The sequence below is a fragment of the Vicinamibacterales bacterium genome, assembly GCA_036504215.1.
GTDB lineage: Bacteria > Acidobacteriota > Vicinamibacteria > Vicinamibacterales > Fen-181 > FEN-299.
In genome coordinates this window covers 1-25,206 of the sequence record DASXVO010000002.1, presented here as the reverse complement: position 1 = coordinate 25,206, position 25,206 = coordinate 1, and the positions used below count along the sequence as shown (strand labels likewise).

23 protein-coding genes are annotated in these 25,206 nt (G+C 67.2%); 11 read left to right on the top strand and 12 right to left on the bottom strand.

The window, feature by feature from the left end; translation table 11 throughout:
* Positions 1 to 170 precede the first annotated feature (170 nt).
* Complete coding sequence (gene pstA, locus VGK32_00255; protein ID HEY3380162.1) at positions 171 to 1,019, bottom strand: phosphate ABC transporter permease PstA; 849 nt, start codon at positions 1,017 to 1,019, stop codon at positions 171 to 173.
* Positions 1,016 to 1,999 (bottom strand): phosphate ABC transporter permease subunit PstC, encoded by a 984-nt coding sequence (pstC, locus tag VGK32_00250; protein HEY3380161.1) that lies wholly within the window; start codon positions 1,997 to 1,999, stop codon positions 1,016 to 1,018. Before pstC ends, pstA begins: the two co-directional genes overlap by 4 nt.
* A 164-nt stretch (positions 2,000 to 2,163) precedes the next feature.
* On the opposite strand from pstC, the gene VGK32_00245 reads away from it, so the two are divergent.
* From VGK32_00245 to VGK32_00220, 6 genes are all read left to right on the top strand, one after another.
* Entirely contained in the window at positions 2,164 to 2,865 is a 702-nt protein-coding gene (locus VGK32_00245; protein ID HEY3380160.1) for a response regulator transcription factor, read from the top strand.
* Between the two features lie 77 nt (positions 2,866 to 2,942).
* Entirely contained in the window at positions 2,943 to 4,700 is a 1,758-nt protein-coding gene (locus VGK32_00240; GenBank protein ID HEY3380159.1) for an ATP-binding protein, read from the top strand.
* A gap of 36 nt (positions 4,701 to 4,736) precedes the next feature.
* A complete protein-coding gene (locus VGK32_00235; GenBank protein ID HEY3380158.1) occupies positions 4,737 to 6,011 on the top strand; it encodes a glucose-1-phosphate adenylyltransferase in 1,275 nt (424 codons plus the stop codon).
* A gap of 131 nt (positions 6,012 to 6,142) precedes the next feature.
* The gene (gene pstB, locus VGK32_00230; GenBank protein HEY3380157.1) at positions 6,143 to 6,949 is read left to right on the top strand and encodes a phosphate ABC transporter ATP-binding protein PstB; all 807 of its coding nucleotides are present in this window, start codon (positions 6,143 to 6,145) and stop codon (positions 6,947 to 6,949) included.
* A gap of 16 nt (positions 6,950 to 6,965) precedes the next feature.
* Positions 6,966 to 7,643: a phosphate signaling complex protein PhoU gene (gene phoU / locus VGK32_00225; protein ID HEY3380156.1), complete on the top strand. Its 678-nt coding sequence runs from the start codon at positions 6,966 to 6,968 to the stop codon at positions 7,641 to 7,643.
* Between the two features lie 253 nt (positions 7,644 to 7,896).
* Complete coding sequence (locus VGK32_00220; GenBank protein ID HEY3380155.1) at positions 7,897 to 8,862, top strand: M28 family peptidase; 966 nt, start codon at positions 7,897 to 7,899, stop codon at positions 8,860 to 8,862.
* Here VGK32_00220 and VGK32_00215 read toward each other — a convergent pair.
* The 6 genes from VGK32_00215 to VGK32_00190 all read right to left on the bottom strand — a co-directional run bounded on the left by VGK32_00215 (position 8,859) and on the right by VGK32_00190 (position 14,402).
* A complete protein-coding gene (locus VGK32_00215) occupies positions 8,859 to 9,125 on the bottom strand; it encodes a hypothetical protein (protein HEY3380154.1) in 267 nt (88 codons plus the stop codon). The genes VGK32_00220 and VGK32_00215 overlap by 4 nt on opposite strands.
* A complete protein-coding gene (locus VGK32_00210) occupies positions 9,122 to 10,753 on the bottom strand; it encodes a SpoIIE family protein phosphatase (protein ID HEY3380153.1) in 1,632 nt (543 codons plus the stop codon). Before VGK32_00210 ends, VGK32_00215 begins: the two co-directional genes overlap by 4 nt.
* A 15-nt stretch (positions 10,754 to 10,768) precedes the next feature.
* Entirely contained in the window at positions 10,769 to 11,044 is a 276-nt protein-coding gene (locus VGK32_00205; protein HEY3380152.1) for a zinc ribbon domain-containing protein, read from the bottom strand.
* Between the two features lie 42 nt (positions 11,045 to 11,086).
* Complete coding sequence (locus tag VGK32_00200; GenBank protein ID HEY3380151.1) at positions 11,087 to 12,004, bottom strand: metal ABC transporter permease; 918 nt, start codon at positions 12,002 to 12,004, stop codon at positions 11,087 to 11,089.
* 7 nt (positions 12,005 to 12,011) lie between these two features.
* Complete coding sequence (locus tag VGK32_00195; protein HEY3380150.1) at positions 12,012 to 12,941, bottom strand: metal ABC transporter substrate-binding protein; 930 nt, start codon at positions 12,939 to 12,941, stop codon at positions 12,012 to 12,014.
* Between the two features lie 81 nt (positions 12,942 to 13,022).
* Entirely contained in the window at positions 13,023 to 14,402 is a 1,380-nt protein-coding gene (locus VGK32_00190; GenBank protein HEY3380149.1) for a hypothetical protein, read from the bottom strand.
* A 425-nt stretch (positions 14,403 to 14,827) separates the two neighbouring features.
* On the opposite strand from VGK32_00190, the gene VGK32_00185 reads away from it, so the two are divergent.
* Genes VGK32_00185 through VGK32_00170 form a run of 4 tightly spaced genes read left to right on the top strand, consistent with a single transcriptional unit; the run spans position 14,828 to position 20,574 of the window.
* On the top strand, positions 14,828 to 15,493 hold the full coding sequence (locus VGK32_00185; GenBank protein ID HEY3380148.1) for a rhomboid family intramembrane serine protease: 666 nt from the start codon (positions 14,828 to 14,830) through the stop codon (positions 15,491 to 15,493).
* A 47-nt stretch (positions 15,494 to 15,540) separates the two neighbouring features.
* The gene (gene lon, locus VGK32_00180) at positions 15,541 to 17,895 is read left to right on the top strand and encodes an endopeptidase La (protein ID HEY3380147.1); all 2,355 of its coding nucleotides are present in this window, start codon (positions 15,541 to 15,543) and stop codon (positions 17,893 to 17,895) included.
* A gap of 31 nt (positions 17,896 to 17,926) precedes the next feature.
* Positions 17,927 to 19,048, top strand: a complete 1,122-nt coding sequence (locus VGK32_00175; protein ID HEY3380146.1) for a hypothetical protein — start codon at positions 17,927 to 17,929, stop codon at positions 19,046 to 19,048.
* Complete coding sequence (locus tag VGK32_00170; GenBank protein ID HEY3380145.1) at positions 19,045 to 20,574, top strand: radical SAM protein; 1,530 nt, start codon at positions 19,045 to 19,047, stop codon at positions 20,572 to 20,574. Before VGK32_00175 ends, VGK32_00170 begins: the two co-directional genes overlap by 4 nt.
* Before the next feature lie 42 nt (positions 20,575 to 20,616).
* On the opposite strand, the gene VGK32_00165 is transcribed toward VGK32_00170, so the two are convergent.
* The 4 genes from VGK32_00165 to VGK32_00150 all read right to left on the bottom strand — a co-directional run bounded on the left by VGK32_00165 (position 20,617) and on the right by VGK32_00150 (position 24,452).
* Positions 20,617 to 21,327, bottom strand: a complete 711-nt coding sequence (locus tag VGK32_00165; protein HEY3380144.1) for a class I SAM-dependent methyltransferase — start codon at positions 21,325 to 21,327, stop codon at positions 20,617 to 20,619.
* Positions 21,328 to 21,357: 30 nt separating this feature from the next.
* On the bottom strand, positions 21,358 to 22,062 hold the full coding sequence (locus VGK32_00160; protein HEY3380143.1) for a methyltransferase domain-containing protein: 705 nt from the start codon (positions 22,060 to 22,062) through the stop codon (positions 21,358 to 21,360).
* Between the two features lie 110 nt (positions 22,063 to 22,172).
* Complete coding sequence (locus tag VGK32_00155; protein ID HEY3380142.1) at positions 22,173 to 24,005, bottom strand: bifunctional homocysteine S-methyltransferase/methylenetetrahydrofolate reductase; 1,833 nt, start codon at positions 24,003 to 24,005, stop codon at positions 22,173 to 22,175.
* A 30-nt stretch (positions 24,006 to 24,035) separates the two neighbouring features.
* On the bottom strand, positions 24,036 to 24,452 hold the full coding sequence (locus VGK32_00150) for an NADH-quinone oxidoreductase subunit I (protein HEY3380141.1): 417 nt from the start codon (positions 24,450 to 24,452) through the stop codon (positions 24,036 to 24,038).
* Positions 24,453 to 24,543: 91 nt separating this feature from the next.
* Here VGK32_00150 and VGK32_00145 point away from each other — a divergent pair.
* Positions 24,544 to 25,206, top strand: a 663-nt coding sequence (locus VGK32_00145) for a hypothetical protein (protein ID HEY3380140.1), incomplete at its 3' end; no start/stop codon positions are given.

The window sequence follows — 25,206 nt, the reverse complement described above, 5'->3', positions numbered from 1 at the left end:
CGAGCGAGAGAGCAACAGTGGACGGACAGGTGACGCTCGAGGTCGGCTGGGGGCCCGGCCGGACTCGGACCGAGAAGTCACCGGTGTCGTCGGCCCGTTGGCAGCCGTCCTCGAACGTCCAGTGTCCGCACGGGGACAGACTGCGGAGTCCAGCTGGCGCGAAGCCTCGGTCAGCTCTCCTGCCGTCCGCCCAGCAGGTACCGCGCGCTGAGGTTGGCGACCAGCACGAGCGTGAGAAGGACGAGGCCGGCCGCCCAAGCCTGCCGGTGCCAGTCGTCGTAGGGAGCGACCGCGTAGTTGAAGATCATGACGGGCAGCGAGGCGGTCGGCTGGTTGATCCCGGGGCTCCAGAACCGGTTGCTGAGGGCCGTGAAGAGTAGCGGCGCCGTCTCGCCGGCCACGCGGGCCAGGCCGAGCATTGCGGCCGTCACGATCCCGCGGGCCGCCGCAGGGACGACGACGCGGATGATGGTCAGCGTGCGCGTGGCGCCGAGGGCGAGCGATCCCTCGCGGAGCGTCACCGGGACGGCCCGGAGAAACTCCTCGGTGCTGCGCGTCATGATCGGAATCATCATGATGCCGAGCGCCAGCCCGCCGGCGAGCGTCGAGAAGTGCTGCATCGGCAGCACCACGAGCGTGTAGACGAAGATGCCGATGACGATCGACGGCACGCCGTTCAGCAGATCGGCGGCGTACCGCACGACGGTCGCCATCGTTCGACCGGCGAATTCGCTGAGATACAGTCCGGCGAGAAACCCGATGGGCAGGCCGGTGACCGCCGCGATCCCGAGCAGCTTCGCGCTGCCGACCAGCGCATTCGCCATCCCGCCGCCGTCTTCCCCCGGCGGCGTGGGCAGCTTCGTGAAGAAGGCCAGGTTGACAGACGATCCCCCCTTGATGAGGAGGTATCCCAGGACGAAGAAGAGCAGGGAAATGCAGAGCACCGTGAACAGGGCGCTCAGGCCGAGCATGAAGTCGCTCAGGATCTTCCGGCGGCGGTTGCGGGTCAGCACGCTCATCGTGCGCTGCCCTGGTCAGCGGTCGCCGCGATGAGGCCGCGAGCCACCACGTTGATGACCATCGTGAGCGCGAACAGCACGAGGCCGACCTCGATGAGCGACTGGAGATAGAGTTCCTCGGTGGCTTCGCTGAATTCGTTCGCGATGACAGCGGCCATCGAGTACGCGGGCGCGAACAACGACGCGGCGATTTCGGGACGGTTGCCGATGACCATCGTCACCGCCATCGTCTCGCCGAGCGCGCGGCCGAGCGCCAGGAAGACGGCGCCGTACAGGCCTGGCCGGGCGTAGGGCAACACGACCTTCCACGTGCTCTCCCACCGCGTGGACCCCAGGGCCAGCGCGGCCTCGCGCTGCTCCCGCGGCACGGCGAGCAGGACTTCCCGACCGACCGACACGATGAAGGGCACGACCATGACCGCGAGCACGATCCCGGCGGTCAGCAGGCCGATCCCGTACGCGGGGCCGCTGAACAGCGGGAAGCCGCCCGTCGCCGCCTTCAGCGCCGGCTGAACGTACACGCGCATGATCGGCACGAGGATCGACACGCCGACGAGCCCGTAGATGACGCTCGGCACCGCTGCCAGGAGTTCGAGCAGCATGCCGGCCATCGCCGAGAGCCGCGGCGGCGCCAGCTCCGCGAGGAAGATGGCCACGCCGATTCCAAGAGGCACGGCAATCAGCAACGCGAGGGCCGACGTCATCACCGTGCCGTAGACGAACGCCGCCGCGCCGAACTGACCGGCCACCGGATCCCACGTCTGCGAGAAGAGAAACCGCCAGCCGAACTGGCGGCGGGGCAGCACCGAGTTGACCCACAGCTGCCATGCGAGCAGACCGGTGACGACGAGCACGGACGCGCCGAAGACGAGGGCGATGGCGTGCGCGAGCGCGTCGCCGCGGCGCAGCTGCAGGCCCAGGCGGGTCAAGCTGCTCCACGGACGCCCCATCGTGATTGTCGGCGCCGCACTCTCGGGCACTATCCCCTCTCTTCCTGGCCCAGGGGCATTCTCACCTCGACGAGAAGTGTAAGCAGGCGAGATTTCGGCACCATGTCGCGGGTGTTAAAACGGTGTTACGGCACGTCTTCTCCGTTGACACGACGCAGCCGGGCTGACACGATCGACCGCGGCAAGGCCTTCTTGTGAGCCACATTCTCATCGTCGAAGACGACCACGACATCGCTGAGTTGATTCGTCACTACCTGGTCAGGGCCGGGCACACGGCGGAGGTGCTGACTTCGGGCACCGATGTCCTGCCGCGCGTCCGAACCCGGCGCCCGGATCTCATGGTGTTGGATCTCATGCTCCCGGGCCTTCACGGGCTCGAGATCTGCCAGGCCCTGCGTCGCCAGTCGGCCACGGCCGATCTTCCGATTATCGTCGTCACAGCCCGGGCCGAGGAATCCGATCGGGTCTCCGGACTGGAATTGGGCGCGGACGACTACCTGACGAAGCCGTTCAGCCCGAAGGAACTCGTGGCCCGGGTCGCCGCGCTGCTCCGTCGTGCCAACCGCGCGGCCGGCACGAATGGCCTGCGGTCGAGTTGCGGCCCGATCTCGATCGACCGGGAGCGTCACGTTGTCACCGACGCGGGGCGTGAGGTGACACTCACGGCCAAGGAGTTCCTGCTGCTCGAGTACTTCGTCCAGCATCCCGGACGGGTCCTGTCACGCGACCGCCTTCTCCAGGAGGTCTGGGGCTATCAATACACGGGCGGCACGCGAACCGTCGACGTCCATGTACGCCGGCTCCGGGAGAAGATTCCGCTCCTGACGGACGCGCTCGTCACCGTCAAGCAGTTCGGGTACAAGCTGGTCGATCCGGCCGCGAAAGGCGACGACTAGCGGCGACGCCGGGAGGCCGGCACAACTGTGGAGCCGATTTCCCGCCGGCGTGCTGACCGGTGAACGGCGAGGCTTCGATGCACCTCGGATTCCGCGGAAAGATCTTCCTGGCGATCTTCGGCGTTGCCAGCGCCGTCCTGCTCCTCGTCGCGATCCTCCTTTCCCTTTCGCTGGCCGGTCAAACCTCGCAGCGCATCCAGCAGGGACTCACATCGGAGGCCCGGCTGGTCGCCGACGTGCTGATGAAGCACCAGGCCACGCTGACCGCGGACGCCCTCGAGATCGAAGCGCAACGGATCGGCAAGACACTTCCCGCCCGCGTCACGTTCATTGCCGGCGACGGGACGGTGGTCGGCGATTCCATGGTCGGAGCCGAGGCCCTGCGTTCGCTCGACAATCACGGGACCCGGCCGGAGGTCGTCCAAGCCCGCGCCGCAGGTGCGGGAGTGTCGGAGCGCTTCAGCCAGACCCTCCAGACCAGCATGATGTACGTGGCGGTGCGGGCCACCCATCCAACGGTCGCCATCGTGCGACTGGCGCTGCCGCTGACCGACGTCGAACGGCAGGTGGCGTCGGTGCGGAACCTCACGCTGCTGGCGCTGGCGGCCGCGCTGGTCGGTGCGCTGGCACTGGCCTGGCTCTCGTCCGTGTTGCTGGCGCGACGGCTCAACGCGATCGCGGCGGGTGCCAAACGGTTTGCCTCAGGCGACCTGTCGCGGCCGGTTCGGGACTACGAGCACGACGAACTGGGCACGGTGGCCCGTGTCCTCGACGACACCGTGCGCGAACTGGCAAGCCGTGTCGCGGAACTCGCGCAGGACCGCGCGCGGACTGACGCGATCCTCTCCGGGATGGTGGAAGGCGTGCTGGTGGTCAACGCCAAGGGCCACGTGCAGCTGGTCAACCGCGCGGCGCGGACGATGCTGGCTATCGACGACGCGGCCGTGGACGGGCACTACCTGGAGTTCGTGCGGCATCCGGATGTGGCGGCGCTTCTCACCAAGGCCCTCGAGGGAGCGGAACCTGCCGGCGTCGAACTGTCGCCGGTCCGTACGCCTGACCGGCGCCTGGTCGGCCGCGCGGCCCCCGTCACCGCGCCGGCCGCCAGGGGCGCCGTGCTGGTTCTCCACGACATCACCGACCTGCGCAGGGCCGATCAGGTGCGCCGCGACTTCGTCGCGAACGTTTCGCACGAATTGCGGACGCCATTGACGGCGATCCGCGGCTACGTCGAAGCGTTGTCGGACGAACCGGCCAGCGTGGAGGACCGCGCGCGATTTCTGGAGGTCATCGCCCGTCACGTCAGCCGCATGGAACGCCTCGTGAAGGACCTCCTGCGGCTGGCGGGTCTCGACGCGCGGCAGGAAGCCGTCGAGAAGACCGATTGTCCGCTGCAGGCCTTGTTTGCCGGCGCGGCCGCCGACCTCGCCCCGGTGATCCAGTCGCGCCGACAGTTGGTGGACATCCAGGTCGAACCATCGGTCGCCACCATTTTGACGGACCCGGCCAAGCTGCAGGATGCCTTGCGCAATCTCATAGAGAATGCCGTCAACTACTCGCCCGAGGGCCGCCGGATTCTGCTCGACGGCAGGCAGAGCGACGACCGTGCGATACTGACCGTCGCGGACGAGGGGCCTGGCATTCCCGAGGCCGATCTCGATCGAATCTTCGAGCGCTTCTACCGCGTGGACAAGGCCCGCTCGCGCGAATCGGGCGGCACGGGGCTCGGGTTGTCCATCGTCAAGCACCTCGTCGGTCTGCTGGGGGGCCGCGTGTGGGCGACGAATCGTCCTGAGGGCGGCGCCGTCTTCACCATCAGCCTTCCGCTTCGTTGACCTTGCATCACCGATCGTCTGGTCATAGGCTTCGACATGATGAAACACGTCCTCGCACTCATACTCGGCGGCGGCCGCGGCGCCCGCCTGTTTCCTCTCACGCACCTCCGATCCAAACCGGCCGTCCCGATCGCCGGCAAATACCGGCTGATCGACGTACCGATCAGCAACTGCCTCCACGCCGACATCCGGCGCATCTACGTGCTGACGCAGTTCAACTCCGCGTCGCTCAATCGCCACATCGCCGAGACCTACCGCATGGACCTGTTCTCGCGCGGCTTCGTCGAGATCCTCGCCGCCGAGCAGACGCCCGACAACCCGAACTGGTTCCAGGGCACGGCCGACGCGGTCCGCCAAGCCGCGCGACACTTCATCTACCACGATGCCGAGTACTACCTGATCCTCGCCGGCGACCATCTCTACCGCATGGACTACGCGGCGATGATCGAGGAGCACGTGGAGCGGCGCGCGGACGTGACGATCGCGGCGCAGCCGATCACGTCCGACGACGCGCCCGCGATGGGGATCTTCCGCTTCGACACGAATGGCCAGATCGTCGGGTTCGAGGAGAAGCCGAACGCGGAGCGTCTTCGAGCCATCGGAGCCAGCGTGCCGTCCGGCTCGAGGTTCCTGGCGCCGTCGGCGGACAAGCCGTTCATTGCCTCGATGGGCATCTACGTCTTCACTCGCGACGTCCTGCTCGACGCCCTGGAGCGGCATCCCGGCGTGGATTTCGGCCACGAGATCATTCCGGCCGCGCTCGACAACCGGCGCGTGAACGCGTACCTGTTCCGCGACTACTGGCAGGACGTCGGAACCGTGCCGTCGTTCTACGACGCGAACATCATGCTGACGCGACCGCGCGCGCCCTTCAACTTCTACGACCCGCGACGCCCGGTCTTCACGCGGCCGCGTTTCCTGCCCGGGTCGCGCCTGAACCACTGCACGGTCAATGAAGCCGTGGTCGCCGAAGGCTGCTACATGGACCAGTGCACGGTCGAGCAGTCGGTGGTCGGCATCCGCACGCGGGTCGGCCGGAACTGCGAGATCACCCGCTCGGTCCTGCTCGGTGCCGACTTCTACGAGAAGGACGATGATGCGCCACTTCACGACGGCGGGCCCGAGCTGGGCATCGGGGCCGATTCCGTGCTCGATCGGGTCATCGTGGACAAGAACGCCCGTATCGGCGCCGGCGTCCGCCTCACGAACGAGGCCGGCGTGCAGCAGGCAGACGGCGCCGGCTACTACATCCGCAACGGCATCATCATCGTCCCCAAGTGGGGCGTCGTGCCGGCGGGAACGGTGGCATAGCCCGCGCGGACGAAACGCGGAATTTACACGAGCGTAACCGCTGCGCAATGGCCAGGGGCTATTCTCGGGCCATGTCCTACGCGTTCTCGGCGCCCGCCTCGGGGGCCCGCACGGCGGTTCCGATGCCCGCGATGAGCGGGTTCAGACGCTCGGACGAGCCGGCTTGGCCGGCGGCAGCCAATCAGCTTCGGATCTCCGTCCGGCAGACCAGCTTCTTCTACGGCGCCAAGCAGGCGCTCTTCGACATCTCGCTCGACATCCGAACGAATCTGGTCACGGCGTTCATTGGCCCGTCGGGCTGCGGCAAGAGCACGCTCCTGCGGACCTTCAACAGGTTGAACGACACGATCCCCGGGACGCGGCTCGCGGGCACGGTCGAGCTCGACGGCGAGAACATCTATGGGCCGGCGACCGACGTCGTCGACCTCCGGCGCCGTGTGGGGATGGTGTTCCAGAAGTCGAATCCCTTTCCGAAGTCGATCTTCGACAACGTGGCGTACGGCATCCGCGTGAACGGGTTGGCGTCCGGGCGGTCAGACCTCGAGGGCCGGGTCGAAGAGAGCCTCAAGGCCGCGGCGCTCTGGGACGAGGTGAAGGACCGCCTGCGCGAATCTGCCCTGTCGCTGTCCGGTGGTCAGCAGCAGCGCGTGTGCATTGCGCGGGCGCTCGCGGTGCAGCCCGAGGTGCTGCTCATGGACGAACCAGCCTCGGCGCTCGACCCGATTGCCACGCAGCGCATCGAGGAACTCATCTACCAGCTCAAGAACGACTACACGATCGTCATCGTCACGCACAACATGCAGCAGGCGGCGCGCGTGTCGGATTACACGGCGTTCTTCTGGCTCGGGCGGCTCGTGGAATTCGAGAGGACCGAGAAACTGTTCACGGCGCCCGGTGAGAGACTGACGGAAGACTACGTCACCGGCCGATTTGGCTGATGGAGAGACAATCCAGATGGAATCGCGCGAGAACGTCCGCCACTTCCAGGAAGCGCTCGAGCAACTCACCACCCGGCTGCTGGCGATGGGGGGCCTGGCCGAGGAGCGGGTGCAGGCAGCCATTTCCGCGCTCGTCGATCGAGATTCGGCACGAGTCTCGGGCGTCATCGGCGGCGACGAGCCGGTGAACCAGTTGCACCTGGACATCGACAACCGCGCGTTCAAGCTGCTCGCCCTTCACCAACCCGTCGCGTCGGATCTTCGGGCCATCGTGGCCGCGTTGAAGATCAACACGGACCTCGAACGGGTCGGCGACATGGCGGTCAACATCGCGGAGGCCGCGGAACGCTACCTGGCCGGACCGCCCGTCAAACCGCTGCTGGACCTGCCCCGCATGGCCGACTACGCGCAGGGCATGCTCCGCGATTCGCTCGACGCGTTTGTCAAGAAAGACACGCGGCTGGCCCAGACCGTCCTCGATCGCGACGACGTGCTCGACAACCTCAAGATGCAGATCTTCCGCGAACTGCTCACCTACATGCTGCAGGACCCGTCGAAGATCACAGGGTCGCTCGAACTCATCCTCATCTCGCGCCACCTCGAACGGATCGGAGACCACGCCACCAACATCGCCGAAGACGTCATCTTCATGGTGTCCGCGAAAGACGTTCGTCACACGACCCCCGAACCCTGAATCCGGCCGGGGGCGACGTGGCGCGCCCCTTCCGTTTCGCGCTCGACTCGAGTTATCCCCGTTCCTCCTCCCCCGATCCCTCATTTCTGCGATAATTCGTCCGTGACGGACAGGAAGTGCGTGTACTGCCGGATACGGCCCATCGACTCGCGGTGGCGTCCCTTCTGCAGCGAGCGGTGCAAGCTGGCGGACCTTGCGAAGTGGGCGGATGGAGCCTACCGCGTGCCGGGTGAGCCGGTCGAGGAGCAACGTGATGACGATGAGGACCAGGAACGATGAGGGGCGTGGCCGGCTGCTCTCTGTGCTGGTGGGCCTCGCCGTCGCCGTGGCTGCGATGACCGCGCTCGAGGCGGTCGCACCTGTCTTCGACGGCGCCAGAGCCTACTCGTACGTCCGCGACATCGTCGCCTTCGGCCCGCGGCCGGCCGGGTCTCCCGCCCTCGAATCGACGCGGCACTACATCAAGAAGGAACTGGCGACGATCGGCGTCCAAGTCACCGAGCAGGCCTTCGACGCGGACACGCCGCTCGGCCGCATACACATGGTGAACCTGATCGCTCTCATCCCGGGAACCTCACCCGATCGAATCATCTTCGCCGGACACTACGACACCAAGCTCTACCGCGAATTCCGGTTCGTCGGGGCGAACGATGCGGGCTCGAGCACGGCGTTCCTGCTCGAGTGGGCACGCGTCCTGAAGGCGCGCCAGAGCCGGCTGACGATGGAACTCCTGTTCCTCGACGGCGAAGAGGCCATGCTGCCGGATTGGGGAAACAACGACCACACCTACGGAAGCCGTCACTACGTCCAGGCCGCCCGGCGCGCCGGCACCCTCGCAACCATCCGCGCGATGATCCTCGTGGACATGATTGGCGACCGCGACCTGCGCATCCGTCGCGAATCGGCCTCGACGCCCTGGCTCACCGACACGATCTGGGCGGCCGCCAAGCGCGTTGGCCTGAAGGATGTCTTCGTGGATGACACGATGCTCATCGAGGACGATCACGTGCCGTTCCTCAACGCTGGCGTGCAGGCGGTGGACATCATCGACCTCGAGTATCCGCCGTGGCACACGGCCGGCGACACGCTGGATCAGGTCAGCGCGCGGAGCCTGCAGTCGGTCGGAAACGTGTTGGTGGACGCCCTGCCGGACATCGAGAAACGGCTGGCGACCGGAAAGCCGGCGGGGAAGAAGCAGGCTCCGGGCTCCAGGTTCTAGGCGCGCCGGCGCCGGCAGGCCCACGCGAGCACCAGGCCGCCGGGAATCAGCTCTGCGAGCGCCCAGCCGGTGGCCGACCGCAGGCCCGATGCCCTTGCTTCGTCCATCACCCGGTCGATATTCGCGCGCGGCCCCCGCCCCTCGACGTAGGCCTGCTGCTGGTCCAGGTACGCGCGGGCACCGATTTCGATGTGCCGGTCGAACACGCCGTTCCAGATGACGAGTCCGCCGACGAGCCAGGCGGCGACGGCCACCGCCCTCATCCGGTCGCTCCGTACCGAACGACGACGGCGGTCATGTCGTCATTTTGCATCGTACCCGCCGCGAACGCCTTGACCGTGGCGACGAGGTCGTCGAGCATCTCCGCCGCGCCGCGCCCCGCGCCGCGGGTCAGGCACGCCAGGATGCGATCGTCGCCGAACTCCTCGCCGGCCGCGTTCAACGCCTCGGAAATTCCGTCGCTGAATATCACGAGGCAATCGCCCGGCGCGAGCGTCACCGTCTCCTCTTCGTACGTCGCGTGCTCGAACAGGCCGCAGATGAGCCCCCCGACCGACAACCGGCGCACCGACGAGCCGCTGATCAGAAAGGGCGGGTTGTGCCCGGCATTGCAGCAGGTCAACCGGCCATCGCTCGTCAGCGCGGCATAGAACATCGTGACGAAGCGAGAACCGATCGCGCGACGGATGAGCACCTCGTTGACCCGCGCCAGCGCGGCCGCGGGACCGCCCCCGTACGACGTCTGCGTGACGAGCACGCCCTGGATGACCGCCGTGAGCAGCGCCGCAGGCGCGCCCTTGCCGGAGACGTCCGCCACGACGAAGCCCGACGACCCGTCCGCGAGCGTCAGATACTCGAAGAAGTCGCCGCCGATGGCCCGGCAAGGCACCGTGCGCCCGACGGCCGCGAAGTGTGCGGCCGACCAGCAGGGCGGCGGAAGCAGGGCTTGCTGGATCTCGGCCGCGATGCGCAGCTCGTGCTCCATCCGCGCCTTCTCCATCGCCTCCCGATAGAGCCGCGCGTTCTCAATCGCGACCGCGGCCTCGGTCGCGAGCGTCTCCAGCGCGCCGCGCACGGCCATCGAAGCCAGCGTTCCCCGTTCGCGGCTGTCGAGATACAGCACGCCGATCCGCTTCTCCTCCGCCGACGCATCGGCTTGGTCGACGTAGCGGACCAACCGCAGCGGCATGCAGAACACGTGACGGATCCCCAGTGCGATCGTGCCGGTGTGGACGGCCGGGAGGTCGCCGTCGAGGAGGTCGGCCATCATGCGCACGGACCCGGTCGTGAAGACCTCTTCCGGGATCTTGCGGCTGGTTTCGAACGTCCCGCCGGAGAGCGTGATGTGGCCGCGCGCGCGGGCGAGCTTGAACTCGAGGCTTCCCTGCGCATCGGCCAGCATGATGAACCCGCGCTCGGCTCCGCTCAGATCGATGGCCGAGTCGATGACGAGCGCGAGCACCTCGTCGAGGACGCGGGCCGATCCGAGTGCGCGCAGCCCCTCGAGCAGCGTGGCCACCTGGCGCAGTTCACCTCCAGCCGAGGTCGCGGTGCGTTCGGCCGAGGCCTCCAGAACCATGGTCTGCGCCATGGCTTCGGACAGGAACACCATCTCGACGCCGCCGCTCTGCCCGAGGCGGATCAAATCGCCGTGCATCAGCGCCCGCTCGGCCACCTGCTCGTTGTTGACGAACGTTCCGAAGCGCGACTGCCGGTCCCGAATGAGGTAGCCATCACCGCCACGCGCAATCTCGGCATGTTCCCGCGAGATGTCGGCTCCAACCAAACGAAGGTCGTTGCCCGTACGCCGGCCGATCGTGAAGGCGTCCTTCTCGATCGGCACGGTCCGCCGTCCGGCTTCGTCATTGATCTCGAGCCGAGCATCAGACATGGCAGTCTCCAGGTGCTACCGCCTTCTCGTCGCGAGCCGCCACACGAGCACGATGACGGCCAGCCCTGCCACGACCCACGATACGCTCCGCGGAGCCTGTCCTGCCGCCGCTTGCGACATGAACAGCGCCGAGAGCATGAGGACCAGCAGGGCCGCGATCACAATGACGCCGCGGCCGCGCGGGGGCGCCGCCTGCCCTTGCCGAACCGTCGGCTCGGACGTGGCGTGTCCACAGCGGTAGCATACGAGCGCCTTGTCTGCGATTTCGGTTCCGCAGTGCTTACAGATCATTGGTTCGCCACATCCAGCGGGCACGTCGGCTCGCGACCACTTCTAACGGGCACGGCCAGTATCGCCGAGGCCGTTCGGCGAAGGCGTGAGGCCCGCGGCCACGACTGGCCGTGGCGGGTCGCCGCCTGTCCGCGGCCGCACGAACAGCCGCACGATGGCCATCAGTATCAGAACCAGGCCGAACGTGCACACGATGGTCGCGCCGGTCGGCAGGTCGAGCTTGAGCGACAGGTACACGCCAACCGCCGAGACGACGGTCCCCATCGTCCACCCGATAGCCAGGCGCCGGCCGATGCGCTCCGCGAAGAGCATGGCGGCAACCGATGGCACGATAAGATAGCAGAAGACGAGCAGAACGCCTGCAATCGAAACGGAAGACGTCACGACGAAGCCGAAGGACGCGTAGAAGAGGAAGTCCCAGAACCGCACCGACATGCCCGCGATCGCCTTCTGACCGTGGTTCATCGAGATGGCCAGGAACTTCCGGCGGAAGACGAAGTGGAACAGGCCGACAGCTCCGTACAGGAGCGCCGTCTTCGCCACCTCTCCCCACGACACCGCCAGGATGTTGCCGACGAGCATGTCCTTCAGGTGCTCGCTTTCCGAGGTCGCCTTGCTCATCGCCAGAATCGCCGCCGCCGACGCCACGGCGTAGCAGATGCCGATGATCGCTTCCTGCGGAATGCGGGCGCGGTGTCCACGAATCGTCGAAAAGACCGCCGCGCCGATGAAGGTGAATCCCAGGCTGACCCAGTAGACGAACGGCGAGTGCGGGTCACTGCCGCTCGCGGGCATCAGCAGGGCGATCGTCGCCCCCAACGCGGCAATCTGCGCCAGCGACAGATCCACGAAGATCACGCCGCGCTCGACGACGTGCACGCCGAGGTACGCGTGGATCCCCGTGAGGATCAGGCTCGCGACGAACGGAGCCGCCAGGAACTGGAGAATCGTCAGGTCCATCGTCTACCTATTTCGCGCCGGTCTGTTTGATCGCCGTCACCAGCAGATTGATATCGTAGTCGAAGAGCTTGATGTAGTCCGCGATCTCCTTCTCGCCTCCCACCGACGGCGCCATCACCACGACCTTCGCCCCGGTATCGCGGGCGATGGCGTTCGGCGTCTTCAGGTCGAAATACGGCTCCACCAGCATCACCTTCACGTTCTGACGCTTCATCTCCTGGATCAGTTCAAGGGTGTGGCTCGGCGAGGGCGGAATGCCCGGACGCGGCTCGACGTAGCCGATGACGTCGAGGCCGAAGCGATCGGCGAAGTTCGGCCACGACCGATGGTAGGTGACAATCTTCAGCCCCTTGTACGGCGCCATCTCGACGGTCCAGCTCTTCTCGGCCTCCGCGAGGCGGCGGTCGAAGTCGGCGTACCGCTGCGCAAAGTAGGCCGCATCGGCCGGGCTCCTCGCCGACAGCTTCTGCTGAATCGCCTGCGCGATCCGGCGTCCGTTGCCCGGGTCGAGCCAATAGTGCGGGTTACCCTGCGGATGGACGTCGCCCATCGCACGCGTGATCTGTCCGGTGGGCAGCTCGAGAATCTTCACGGTCAGCGAGGCGTCGAGGTGGCCGTCCGCGCCCGGCTGGATCTTTGGATTGCGGCTCTGCGTGATGAGCGGAGGCAGCCAGCCAATCTCCAGTTCCCGGCCGATGACGATCAGGAGATCGGCCTTGTTGAGCTTCAGGATGAAGCTGGGTTTCGCCTCGACAAAGTGCGGGTCCTGGTAGCCGCGGGCCAGGCTCTCGATGTCGATGCGGTCGCCGCCGATCTCGCGGGCGATCGACGCCAGGTCCTCGGTCGTCGCGACGACGATGATCTTCGCCTGCGCGGTGGAGACAGAGAGCGCCGTGACCAGCAGCGCGAGCGACGCAAGTCCGGTGAATCTCCTCATAGAGTCACTTCCCTCAGTAGCAGCGGACCCGACGCCTGCGCCGAACGGCTTCGGCGATGCAGGCCGTGCCCGCACGTCCATCTAGAACGGGTGCGCCCCGTGCGCACCAATCGAGAACAGGAACTGAAACAGGAACTCGTTGGCCGTGTAGCCCTCTGCATACTGCGTGCGCCGGAACTGGCCACGCACCTGGCTGAACTCACTCGGCCAGTAGGTCAGCAGCAGCGATCCGCCCTTGTCGGTGAGCCGGGAATCGGTCGCGCGATCCGAGTAGTCCAGGCGCGCACCCGCGAACCAGCGCCGCGCGAACTGGTATTCGCCCGAGACGTAGGTGCCGAAGGACTGGGGCCGACCGGACAGTTCGCTCCGGCGGCTCCAGACCATCTCGGTACGCGCGAGGAACCGCTTGTAGATCGCGCGCCGTAGCGGCCGGTAGCGGAACGTGGCGTCGATGCCGACCAGACGCGTCGTCGTGTCGGCGCCCGCACCGTTGTGACCGTACGCGACCGACGCACCAAAATCGAGGTTCGTCCCCTCTGTCACGTCCTGGTATCCCCGCACGTGGCCGACGTAGGAGAGATCGCCGCGGCCCGGCGCGTGGAACACCGCAGACTGGCCACGATAGACCTCGCCCGTCGCCTCGAGGAACAGCCACTTGTTCGGAATCAGGCGCGACACCGAGATGCCAGCGTCGGAGATCCCGTCCTCGCCGCCGACCAGGTTCTCCGTCATCAAGGGGCGGTCGGTCCACGGCAGGATGTGGTTGTGCATCGTGTTCACCTTGCCGAACGCGCTGTGCAGCTTGCCAACCTTCGTCAGCAGGCCGCCCGGCAGGCTGGTGAGGGTCAGGAATCCTTCCTCGACGCCGAGCGAGCCGTCCTGTCCGACGGTGAGGAAGAAGTCCGCCCGCGCATAGGGATCGACCACGGCCTGGAGGGAGAGCTCGGTCTCGTGCATCTCCAGTGCCGGACCGGGCGCCTGGGTGTTCCGGCCGACCGCACCGAGGAAGTCGCCAATCACGGCGATGTCCGGGTTGAACACCTTGGACAGCGCGGAGGCGTTGCCGTAGACGGGCAGGCTGCCTTCAGGGCCGCCCGCTCCGGCAGCGCCGCTGGGCACGTCGACGGTTGTCGGGGCTCCACCGGCCGGCACGGACACAGGAGGCGCCGCGGGTTGGACCGGTTCGCCGGCAGGCGGCGGCGCGGATTGCGGCCGGGTGCCTTCGAGGGCCGTCAGTCGCGACTCGAGCGCTGCCAGCCGGTCGCCATACTGGCGACGTACGGTCTCGAATTCCTGGCGCAGACGCTCGACCTCGGCCCGCAGCGCCTGCGCCGCCGCCTGGTCTGCCTGGGCCGACGTGGCTCCGGCGGCTGCAGGCACCGATTGCGCCCTCGCGGCAGGCACAGCCACACCAATCGAGACGACAACGAGAACAGGGAAACAGCGCACTCTCAACCACATGGCCCGCTTCTCCTCGAGCGATTGGGACACCCAAGATGGTGAATGCCGAACCGATCGCACGACGGCTACGCAGCCGGCGGTCCGCGCTCCACCGAGGCACCGGCGACCGGTGCGGACCACGCGTCGACGGGAGCGGCCGCGACCATACCGGCGTCCGCGCCAAGGGACGGCGTGGGAGGCGTCAGCTCATCGACTCTCAGTGCCGAGTTCGCAGTTCCGCAAGCCACGCAGTGTGGGAGGGGATGGTTCGCGCAGGCGAGTGGATGCAGGAGGGCCGGGACGCCCAGCAGCACGAACAGATAGAGAACGAAGGCCAACGCCGCGAAGACCCGCAGCGGGGGGCTGCCCGGTTGTCGCATGTAGTTCGATTATAGACGGACGGGCCGGAAATGGCGAAGTCGAGGGGGTTCTCTTATACTCTCTGCATGATCCCCCTTCGGGACGTCATTCCCTCGCGCACGACGCCGGTCGTCACGGTTGCAATCATCGTGGTCAACGCGGCCGCGTTCGTCTTCGAGCTGTGGCTTCCCGGCACCGAGCGCCAGCAATTCCTGCGTGACTTCGGCATTGTTCCGGCGGCGTTCAGTTGGGTGACCCTCATGACGTCGATGTTCCTGCACGGCGGCTGGCTCCACGTGCTGGGCAACATGTGGTACCTGTGGATCTTCGGGGACAACGTCGAGGACCGGCTCGGTCACGGCCGCTATCTGGTGTTCTACCTGCTGTGCGGCGCCGTCGCGGGGTTCGCGCAAACGCTGTTCAGCCCCGACTCCTACGTGCCGACCATCGGTGCGAGCGGCGCGATTGCCGGGGTCATGGGCGCGTACTTCGTGCTGTACCCGCAGTCGCGAGTCCTCACGCTGATCCCGCTGTTCATCTTCGTCGAGATCGTGGAAATCCCGGCGCTGTTCTTCCTCGGGTTCTGGTTCCTGATGCAGTTGTTCGGAGGCGTCGGATCGATCGCCCACACCACCGGCACCCAGGGCGGCATCGCCTTCTGGGCCCACATCGCAGGGTTCGTGGCGGGACTGGGTGGCGTGTTCGTGTTGAGGAGGCCGGAGCGCCAGCGCGTCGAGTGGTGGCACGAGTAGCGAACCGCCACGGAATGGGGCCCGAACGACTGTGCGACAATGAGTGCATGGCGACCCTGACCCCCACGTCGACGTCCCAGTTTCCAGCCGAGCTCCCGGTGCTGCCGTTGCGCCGGACGGTCTTGTTCCCGCTCACGATCCAGCCGCTCGCAGTGGATCGCCCCGTGTCGATCGAGTCGATCAACCGCGCGCTCGCCTCCGACCGGATGTTGTTCCTCTCGCTGCAGAGCAACGACGTGGACGACCCCCAGCCGGGAGATGTCCACACGGTCGGCACCGTCGGCATCATCCGGCAGATGGCGAAGGCGCCCGGCGGCGTTCACGTCATCATCGAGGGCCTCGCCCGGGCCACGGCCGTCGTCACGCGCACCGAGACGACGATGAGCGCGACGCTGACCGCGCGTCCGGAGGACGTCGAACAGTCGATCGAGATCGACGCGTACGTCCGCAGCCTGCGCGAGCTGATCGACCGGGCGCTGAATCTCGCGACCGGGCTGTCGCAGGAACTGCGCGGCATCGTGATGAGCATCGACGATCCGCTGCGTCTGTCGTACCTCCTGGCCAGCCTGATCGACATGAAGGCGGAGGACAAGCAGGAACTGCTCGCGGAGGACCGCCTCCTCGTGAAGCTGCAGGCCGTCTCGGCCGCATTGAACCGCGAGATCGCGCTGCTGGAGCTCAAGGGGAAGATCGAGTCGCAGGCGCAGCAGGAGATGACCGACGCACAGCGCCAGTACTACCTGCGGCAGCAGTTGAAGGCCATCCAGGAGGAACTCGGCGAGAAGGAGGGCGTCGAGTCGGCCGACCTGCGTGAACGGATCGCGAAGGCGAACCTGCCGGACGAGGTCGGCGCAGTGGCCACGCGCGAAGTCGATCGGCTGGATCGGATGACGCCCGCCTCGCCCGAGTACCAGATGATCCGGACCTATCTCGACTGGATCCTCGAGGTCCCGTGGTCGGCTACCACGGCCGACCGCCTCGACCCGGTCGAAGCCCGCCGGGTCCTCGACGAGGACCACTACGACCTCGACAAGGTCAAGGAACGGATCGTCGAGTATCTCGCCGTTCGCGGCCTCAAGGGCGACATGAAGGGGCCGATCCTCTGCTTCGTCGGGGCGCCGGGCGTCGGCAAGACCTCCCTCGGCCAGTCGATCGCGCGGGCGATGAACCGGAAGTTCGTGCGGGTCTCGCTCGGCGGCGTGCGCGACGAGGCGGAGATCCGCGGCCACCGGCGCACGTACATCGGCGCGTTGCCCGGGCGGGTCATCCAGGCCCTCAAGCAGGCGGGCTCGGCAAACCCGGTGTTCATGCTCGACGAGATCGACAAGATGGGCGTTGGATTCCAGGGCGATCCGGCCGCCGCGTTGCTCGAGGTGCTCGACCCCGCGCAGAACAACTCGTTCCGCGACCACTACCTCGAGATCCCCTTCGACCTGTCCCGGGTGCTCTTCATCGCCACGGCCAACCAGCTCGGCCCCGTCCACCCTGCCCTGCTGGACCGGATGGAGGTCATCTCGCTCTCCGGCTACACCGAAGACGAGAAGATCCACATCGCGCGGCAATACCTGATTCCGCGCCAGATCTCCGAGCACGGCCTGCCACTCCACGCGGTGGATCTGGACGATACGACGCTGAGCGCGGTCATCTCGCAGTACACGCGCGAGGCAGGCGTCAGAAGCCTCGAACGGCAGATCGGCACCATCGCGCGGAAGGTGGCGGCACGCGTGGCAGGCAGCCGGTCACGAGGCGAAACCGATCCCCTGCCGGTTCGAGTCGGTGCCGGTGAACTTCCCGAATATCTCGGCCCCGCGCGCATCCACGGAGAGGTGGCGTTCCGCACGTCGCGTCCCGGCGTGGCAACCGGTGTGGCCTGGACGGAAACGGGCGGAGACGTCCTGTTCGTGGAAGCGACGCTCGTGCCCGGCGGCCACGAGAACCTGATTCTCACCGGACAGCTCGGAAACGTCATGCAGGAGTCCGCTCGCGCCGCCGTCAGCCACATCCGGGCCAACGCCGCCGCGTTCGGCATCGACCCGGAGTTCATGACGAAGCACGACCTGCACGTGCACGTGCCGGCCGGCGCCATCCCGAAGGACGGACCATCTGCCGGCGTCACGATGGCGACCGCGATCCTGTCAGCGGTGCGGAGCGAGGCAGTGCAGCAGGACGTCGCCATGACCGGCGAGATCACGTTGAGCGGCCTCGTACTTCCCGTGGGAGGCATCCGCGAGAAGGCGCTGGCAGCCAGGCGTCACGGCATCACGACGTTCATCCTGCCCGACCGCAACGAACCCGACCTCGCGGAACTCCCGCCGGGCGTGCGGAACGGCATGCGGTTCGTGCCCGCCCGCACGATCGAGGAAGTGCTGCGGGTGGCGCTCCCGGACGCCCACGGAACCTAGCCCATCGATGCCTAGCCACGACCAGCCACCTATGTGCCAACCTGTCGTCTGGTATGTGTCCGGTCACGGCTTCGGCCATGCCTCTCGTGACATCGAGATCATCAACGCGCTCCGCGACCGCTGCCCGGGCTTGCCCGTCGTCGTCCGCACGGGCGCACGACGGTGGATCTTCGACCTCACGCTTCGTCACCCCGTGGATTTTCAGCCCGTCGAGTGCGATACGGGCGTGGTCCAGATCGACGGTCTGCGTCTCGACGAAACCGAGACCGTGCGACGGGCCGCATCCTTCTATCGGGATCTCGACGCGAAAGTCCGGGACGAAGCCGAAGTGCTCAATCGACTCGGCGCCGCGCTCGTGGTCGGCGACATCCCGCCGCTGGCCTTCGCCGCGGCGCACGCCGCCGGCTTGCCCTCGGTCGCGGTGGGCAACTTCACCTGGGACTGGATCTACGAGGGCTACGAACCGGAACTTCACGGGGCGCCGAATCTCGTTCCCCTCGTTCGCGCCGCCTGTGCGCACGCCGACCTCTTCGTGCGCCTGCCCATGTGGGGCGGGTTCGACATGGCGCCGGCCGACGCCACCATCGACGTCCCCCTGGTGGCCCGCCGATCGGTACGGGAACCGGCCGAAACACGGCGCGCCCTCGGGTTGCCCCTCGACCGCAAGCTGGTGCTCCTGTCGTTCGGCGGCCACGGCCTCAAGGGCCTCTCGCCGGAGGCGTTCCGCGTTTTTGGCGACGAGTATGTGGCGGTGGTCACCGGTCAGCTGGAGATGTCCGACGCGGCCAGGCGGAGCGGGGGCGGTGTGATCGACATCGATGAGCAGGCCCTGTACGGCGCGGGCTGGCGCTACGAGGATCTCGTCGCGGCCGTCGATGTGGTGGCCACCAAACCGGGCTACGGCATCATCGCCGAGTGCGCGGCGCACGACACGGCGCTGCTCTACACCTCGCGCGGCCACTTCGTCGAGTACGAAGTCCTGGTGCAGGAGATGCCGCGATACGTCCGGTCGCAGTTCATCCCACAGGAGGCGCTGTTCGCCGGCGACTGGAAGCCGTATCTCGAGGAACTGCTGTCCCAGGACCGCCCAGAGCCGGCCGACGTGGGCGGCGCCAGAATCGTGGCGGACCTCATCCTGGAACGCCTCTCATGACTGCGCCGCGGACCGTCTTCATCGAGCTGACGAGCCACTGCAACATGCACTGCGAGTTCTGCCCGTCAGACCTCCTGCGGCGGCCGAAAGGCACGATCGACGACGCCACCGTCCGGCGATTTCTCGACGGCCTGCACGCGACCGGCGCCCGCCCGCCGGTGATGTTGAACGTCCTCGGAGAGCCACTCCTGAACAAGCGGGTCTTCGAATACCTCGACCTGCTCGAGCGGGACGGCCATCCCGTGACGCTCATCACCAACATGACGCAGTTGGCCGCGCCCGCCGTTCGCCGCGAACTCCTCCGCCACGCCAACCTGACGCTTGCGCTCAGCCTGCAGACCGCCACGCGCGAGTCGTTTCGCCTGCGCGGCTATCCGCGCCTGGGCGTCGACGACCTGATCGACCTGGCCTACGCGACGGCCGAGGACAAGTTCCGGTACGGCAGCGGCACGCGCCTCGAGATCCACGTCGCGTCCACGTGGGTGCTGCATCACGATCCGAGCATCCAGTCGGACTACCCGCTGGACCTCTGGCCGAACTTTCCCGACGAGAAGTCGGAACGGCGCTGGATTGGAAAGACGCTGCGTCGGCTGCAGTCGTTCGGCCGGACGATGCGGCGGCGGTATCCGGAGGCCTATGCGGCCGAGCGGGCCCGCGCGCGGTCGCTCTACGCGGCGCAGATCGGAACCCGCATCGCCACGACACGGGCGATGCTGCCACCCGACTTCCACCGGCTGAAGGAGGATGCCTTCTGGGGCTACATGCCCCTGCCCAACGCCTTCCTCGTCTTCAAATCGTTCGAGCTCTGGACCCGCGAAGAGGCGTTTCTGCGGCGGTCACTCCCGGCTGGCGCCTTCGTGTTCATCGAGGAGAACCCGGGGCCGCAGGGCTGCGTCATGGCTGACAGCCTCGGCGTGCTGGCAGACGGCCGCTACGTCCTCTGCTGCCTCGACTACGAAGGGGACATGAATCTCGGGCGGGTCGGGGACCTCGATGTCGGCGCCGTGCTGGCCGGCGAGCATCGGGCCCGCATCAGGGCCGACGCGATGACCGAACCGCTCTGCCGCCGATGCAAAGGATGCTTGCTGGTGTTCGAGACGACGCCCGTGAACGCCGCGGAGCAGGCGGTCGACAAGTTCGGGCGGGGGTGGTGGCCGTACCAGCCGGCCGTGCCCGGTACGACCAGTCAATGGACCGGCGACCGGTCGAACGCCTACGTGCTCGTGCGCATTCCGGCCAGCAGGCTCGACGTCGACTACAGCCCCGGGTTTGGGGCGCCGGGCCCCGCCACGGTACGGCTGGAGTCCTACGAGCCCGAGGCGCGAACCTTCACGACCGAGGCCACGGTGGATCTTCCCGGCGCGCCTGGCGAGCGACGCACCGTGCAGATCGACTTTCCGTTCGACCTGGGGCGAATGTACAGGGTCAAGTTCGACTCGCCGACCTTCGTGCCAGCCGAGCAGTTCGGCGGCGACGACACCCGTCGCCTGGGTGTTGCCGTGCTCGACCTGCGGCTGCGGGCGTGACGTGCAGGGCGCGTCCCACCCACGGCGCATCGAGCTGCACTCCTACGCTTTGCTGGCTAGCGCGATCAGCGTGAGGCCCAGAGGGAGGCCGGCGCGACGAATCAACGGAGCCTCGGCGCTCAGAATCGACGCGAGCGGGCCGTTCCACGCGCCGACGTCGATCGCGAGGTCGGACGCCACCGCCCCGCGCGCCAGCAGGCGGTCGCTCAGGCGCCTGGCCGCGGCCGCAGGCAGCAGGAACATGTTGGCGTAGCTCATCTTCGTGGGCTCGAGCCCCACGCGGCGCAACTGCCCGCGCAACTCCCCCTTCGTGAACCGATGCGACACGTTCACGGCCGCGTCGTGCGTCCCGCGCAGCCAGGAGAACGCCGGAAGGCGCAGCAGCAGGTGTCCGCCCGGCCTCAGCACGCGCGCGAATTCGCCGAGCGCCCGCTCGTCATCGGCGTCGCCATCGCTGATGACGTCGAACGACACGACGAGGTCGAAGTGGCTGTCGGGGTATGGGAGGGCGTCGACCGACGCCCGCGCCAGCCGGCCGAGGCCGCGCGCGGTGCAGAACCCCAGCGCCTCGGCTGAGAAGTCGCAGCCGACCACGCGTCCGTAGTCCGCGATGTACTCCATCGCGCCGCCGGTACCGCAACCCGCGTCGAGGATTTCGAGCGGTCGGCCGCGGCCGACCGCGTCGTCGAGGAGGGCACAGGTGATACGCCGCATGCCGACGTACCACCAGTGGTGGTCCTCGGCGCGGTACATCAACTCGTATTCTTCGAGGTTCAGGCCGCCCTACTCCTTGACGCAGGTCACGAGCGACCAGATGCGGGGTATGTTGACCTTTTCAATCGATACCGGCTGGATGTCCGCCTGGGCGAGGAATGCCGGCAGGTCGAGGTCGGCCTTGAACCCTATGTAGAGCGTGAACGGTGAGATCAGACGTTCGATTCGAGACAGGAGGAAGTTGGGGCTGCGGAAGTGGTTGAGGAAGATGATCCTGCCGCCCGGCTTGCACACGCGCCGCATCTCCGAGGCCACGCGGACCGGGTCTGGCACCACGCTGATCACGTACGGCGCGTAGACGATGTCGAAGGTGTCGTCCGCGAACTTCAAATCGGCCGCGTCCATCTCCAGGAGGCGGATGTTCGAGATCCCCTTGCGCGCGACCCGGTCACGTCCCTTCTCGAGCATGTTGGCGGAGAAATCGACGCCGGTCACGGAGCAGTCGCGGGGATAGAGCGCGGCATTGATTCCTGTGCCGACGCCGACCTCGAGGATCTGATCGCCAGTCCGAATCCCCATCCGCTGAATCGCCTGCAACCGACCTGGATGGAGGGTTGGGCCGAAGGTCCAGTCGTACACCGAGGCGAGTTTCTCGTACACGCCCTCGACGAAATCGTTCTCGACCGCCGTCACCGACAGGGCCCGGGTGGCGGCGTCGGACGAGGAGATGTACTCGTCTGCGGCCGATCGGTCTCTTCGTTCGAATAGCGCCATTGAGCTCTCCATGGCGGACCCAGCGGGCAGGTGGCCCGATCACCGCCAAGGTAGCGACTATATACCCGGCCCAGCGGAACCGACAAGCGGGAAGTACCCGGTCCCTCGGCTCAGAGCCCCTCCAGCACCTGGAGCGCCGTGCCAATACGGCCGGTCGCGTTGGAGAGCTGTACTCCCTGAACGCGGCCGCGGATCTCCCCGGCAATCGCCCTCGCGATCGCGACGCCCTCGGCTGCCGCGGCCTCCGCCGTGTCCAGGCGCCGCATCCGCCGCAACCATTCGTCGGGGACGGCCACGCCGGGCACTTCATTGGCGAGGAACTCGGCGTTCAGCAGACTGTCGAACGGCCAGAGGCCGGCAATGATCGGCACGCGCAGATGCTCGACCCGCTTCATGAAGGCGTCGAACGCCTTCAGATCGAAGACCGACTGCGTGATCGCGAACTCGGCCCCAGCTTCGACCTTGAACTCGAACCGCCGGATCTCGTCGTCGAGATTGAGCGCGGTCGGGTTGACCGCCACGCCGATGTGATAGGCCGTCTGCCGGCTGAGTGCCTCGCCGCCGATGTCGATGCCGTGGTTGAGGCGGCTCACGACGTTGGTCAGACCGATCGAATCGACGTCGTACACGCCGGTGGCGAAAGCGTAGTCACCGCGGCGCGGCGGATCGCCGGTCACCAGCAATACGTTGCGCACGCCCATTGCGTGGGCGCCGAGCAGGTCGGATTCCATGCCGAGCAGGTTGCGATCGCGGCAGGCGTAGTGCAGCACCGTCTCGATGCCGGCCCGCTGCTCCACCAGCACGGCCGTCGAGATCGCGCTCATGCGGGCTGCCGCAACCGGACCGTCCGGTATGTTGATCGCATCGACACCGCGGATCTTCAACGTGCGCGCTTCCTCGACCGTCGCAGCGAATTCGTGCCCCTTGGGTGGCAGCAACTCCACGAGGCGCACAAACGTGCCCCGCGCCATCGCGTGAGCGAGGCGCGATCTCTGCTCGCGCGGCAGGGGCGCCACCGCGAGATCGCCGGACGTCACGGCGCTCACCCGCACCCCGGCGGTCCGCCGGACGGCCGACGACGATCCGACCGCGAGCTTGATTTGCCGGATGTGTTCGGACGTCGTGCCGCAGCAGCCCCCCACCAGCCGCACACCCTTCGCAATGAAGCGGCGAGCGTACGATGCGAGGTACTCGGGCGACGACAGGTAGATCGTGCGGCCCTCGATGTGACGCGGTTTCCCGGCGTTGGGCTGCGCGGAGAGCGGAGCATCCGTGGTCGCCGCGATCCGCTCGATCGTCTCGAGCATCGGAGCGGGGCCCACGCTGCAGTTGACACCAACCAGGTGGGCGCCGCGGCGGACCAGTTCGGGACCGAACTTCTCGGGGGGCGTGCCGTCGAGCGTGTTCCCGTGGTCCTCGATCGTCATCTGCGCGACGATGGGCAGATCGCACAGGCTGCGCACGGCGGCAATCGCCGCGCCGATCTCATTCAGGTCGCGGAACGTCTCGAGGATGAACAGGTCGACGGGCGCCTCGAGCAAAGCCGCCGCCTGCTCGCGGAAGTAGTCGCCCGCCTCGTCCACCCCCGTCTTTCCCCACGGTTCGATCCGGATTCCGAGCGGCCCGATTGCCCCGGCGACGTACACCTGATCGCGCGCCGCATGGCGCGCCACCTTCGCCCCGGAGATGTTGATCGCCCGCACCTTGTCGGCCAGGCCGAACGACGCCAGCTTGACCCGGTTCGCCCCGAAGGTGTTGGTTTCGATCACGTCGGCGCCCGCCCGGACGTACCCCAGGTGGACCTCCGCCACGAGGTCGGGTTCGGACAGGTTCAGCGACTCGAAGCATCGGTTGACGAACACGCCCTTCGAGTACAGCATCGTGCCCATGGCGCCGTCGCACACCAGCACGCGCTCATCGATATCGTCGAGGAAGGAACGCATCAGCGGTAGCGCAAGCCTCCTGGCTTGCGGTCAGTTGGCTGCCACCAACAGGTCGGTCTTGTCCCAGATGAACTCGTCCTTGCTGTAGACGGCCAACTCGTAGTCCTTGCCCATGAAGATGGCCGACACCGGACAGGCTTCCTCGCAGTAGCCGCAGAAGATGCAGCGGGTCTTGTGAATCTGGTAGACCTTCGCGTACCGCGGACCGGCCTTCGCCGTCCCGTCGTTCTCGGCCGCCTCGAGGTAGATGGCGTCGGCCGGACAGGCCACCGCGCAGAGCCCGCATGCGACGCATTTCTCCAGGCCGTTCTCGTCGCGCATCAGGACCTGCTTGCCCCGGTACTTTGGAAACACGGGGACCTTCTGGTCCGGGTAGTTCACCGTGACTGGCTTGGTGAAGATATAGCGGAACGTGGTCGCAAACCCGACCAGCAACGCACGAATCATGTGTGGGGCCTCCGGGGTGTGAAACCATGATAACACTTTCGCCCTGAGCGGTTTGACAGCGGGCCGAACCCTGACGCAAGCTATCGGTCTAGTGCCACACGAGTCTCGATTCCTGTCGACCGAGCAGATCTTCCTGACGACGCTCGTCGTCAGGCTGGCCGTCATCGCGCTCATCGCGATCGTCCTGGTCCGTTACCATCGGTTCCGCGCCATCCTGCTGACCGAGCGCCGCGCGTGGCCCGATCGCCTCACCTTCGCCCTCGGCCTCGGCATCCCGATGGGCGCGGGCGTCGTGGCCCGGCTGCTGCTCGGCTACAACGCCGCCGACCTCACCCTCGAGGCGACGTTCCTCGCAGGCCTGATCGCCGGCCCCTATGCGGGCGCCCTCGTGGGCGTCATGTGCGGGCTGCCCCCGATGTTCGCGGGCGAGTTCGGCGCGCTGCCGTTCGCCGTCGGCTGCGGGTTCGCCGGCGGCGGCCTACGCGAGTTGTGCCCGAAACCCGCCATCTGGCACTTCTCACCGTTTGTCTTCACCAGCCTGCACCGACGAACCTGGCACCTCCTCCGGACGCTGCAGATCGACTGGCAGGTCGTGCTGGTCCTCGCCCTGATCGGGATGGAACTGATCCACCTGGCGATCGGCCACCGCTTCGGCGCCAATCGCCTCTTCTACCTGCAGTTCGCCACAACCTGGATGGGGGCGCTGCTCATCCTGGCGACGGTGCTGGCGGTGTCGATCCCGATCAAGATCTGG

Excerpts from the sequence above, each read along its gene's own strand:
- pstA (HEY3380162.1), bottom strand. The coding sequence starts at position 1,019 with ATGAGCGTGCTGACCCGCAACCGCCGCCGGAAGATCCTGAGCGACTTC.
- VGK32_00240 (HEY3380159.1), top strand. The coding sequence starts at position 2,943 with ATGCACCTCGGATTCCGCGGAAAGATCTTCCTGGCGATCTTCGGCGTT.
- VGK32_00235 (HEY3380158.1), top strand. The coding sequence starts at position 4,737 with ATGATGAAACACGTCCTCGCACTCATACTCGGCGGCGGCCGCGGCGCC.
- pstB (HEY3380157.1), top strand. The coding sequence starts at position 6,143 with ATGAGCGGGTTCAGACGCTCGGACGAGCCGGCTTGGCCGGCGGCAGCC.
- phoU (HEY3380156.1), top strand. The coding sequence starts at position 6,966 with ATGGAATCGCGCGAGAACGTCCGCCACTTCCAGGAAGCGCTCGAGCAA.
- VGK32_00220 (HEY3380155.1), top strand. The coding sequence starts at position 7,897 with ATGACGATGAGGACCAGGAACGATGAGGGGCGTGGCCGGCTGCTCTCT.
- VGK32_00215 (HEY3380154.1), bottom strand. The coding sequence starts at position 9,125 with ATGAGGGCGGTGGCCGTCGCCGCCTGGCTCGTCGGCGGACTCGTCATC.
- VGK32_00210 (HEY3380153.1), bottom strand. The coding sequence starts at position 10,753 with ATGTCTGATGCTCGGCTCGAGATCAATGACGAAGCCGGACGGCGGACC.
- VGK32_00205 (HEY3380152.1), bottom strand. The coding sequence starts at position 11,044 with ATGATCTGTAAGCACTGCGGAACCGAAATCGCAGACAAGGCGCTCGTA.
- VGK32_00200 (HEY3380151.1), bottom strand. The coding sequence starts at position 12,004 with ATGGACCTGACGATTCTCCAGTTCCTGGCGGCTCCGTTCGTCGCGAGC.
- VGK32_00195 (HEY3380150.1), bottom strand. The coding sequence starts at position 12,941 with ATGAGGAGATTCACCGGACTTGCGTCGCTCGCGCTGCTGGTCACGGCG.
- VGK32_00190 (HEY3380149.1), bottom strand. The coding sequence starts at position 14,402 with ATGTGGTTGAGAGTGCGCTGTTTCCCTGTTCTCGTTGTCGTCTCGATT.
- VGK32_00185 (HEY3380148.1), top strand. The coding sequence starts at position 14,828 with ATGATCCCCCTTCGGGACGTCATTCCCTCGCGCACGACGCCGGTCGTC.
- lon (HEY3380147.1), top strand. The coding sequence starts at position 15,541 with ATGGCGACCCTGACCCCCACGTCGACGTCCCAGTTTCCAGCCGAGCTC.
- VGK32_00175 (HEY3380146.1), top strand. The coding sequence starts at position 17,927 with ATGTGCCAACCTGTCGTCTGGTATGTGTCCGGTCACGGCTTCGGCCAT.
- VGK32_00170 (HEY3380145.1), top strand. The coding sequence starts at position 19,045 with ATGACTGCGCCGCGGACCGTCTTCATCGAGCTGACGAGCCACTGCAAC.
- VGK32_00165 (HEY3380144.1), bottom strand. The coding sequence starts at position 21,327 with ATGTACCGCGCCGAGGACCACCACTGGTGGTACGTCGGCATGCGGCGT.
- VGK32_00160 (HEY3380143.1), bottom strand. The coding sequence starts at position 22,062 with ATGGCGCTATTCGAACGAAGAGACCGATCGGCCGCAGACGAGTACATC.
- VGK32_00155 (HEY3380142.1), bottom strand. The coding sequence starts at position 24,005 with ATGCGTTCCTTCCTCGACGATATCGATGAGCGCGTGCTGGTGTGCGAC.
- VGK32_00150 (HEY3380141.1), bottom strand. The coding sequence starts at position 24,452 with ATGATTCGTGCGTTGCTGGTCGGGTTTGCGACCACGTTCCGCTATATC.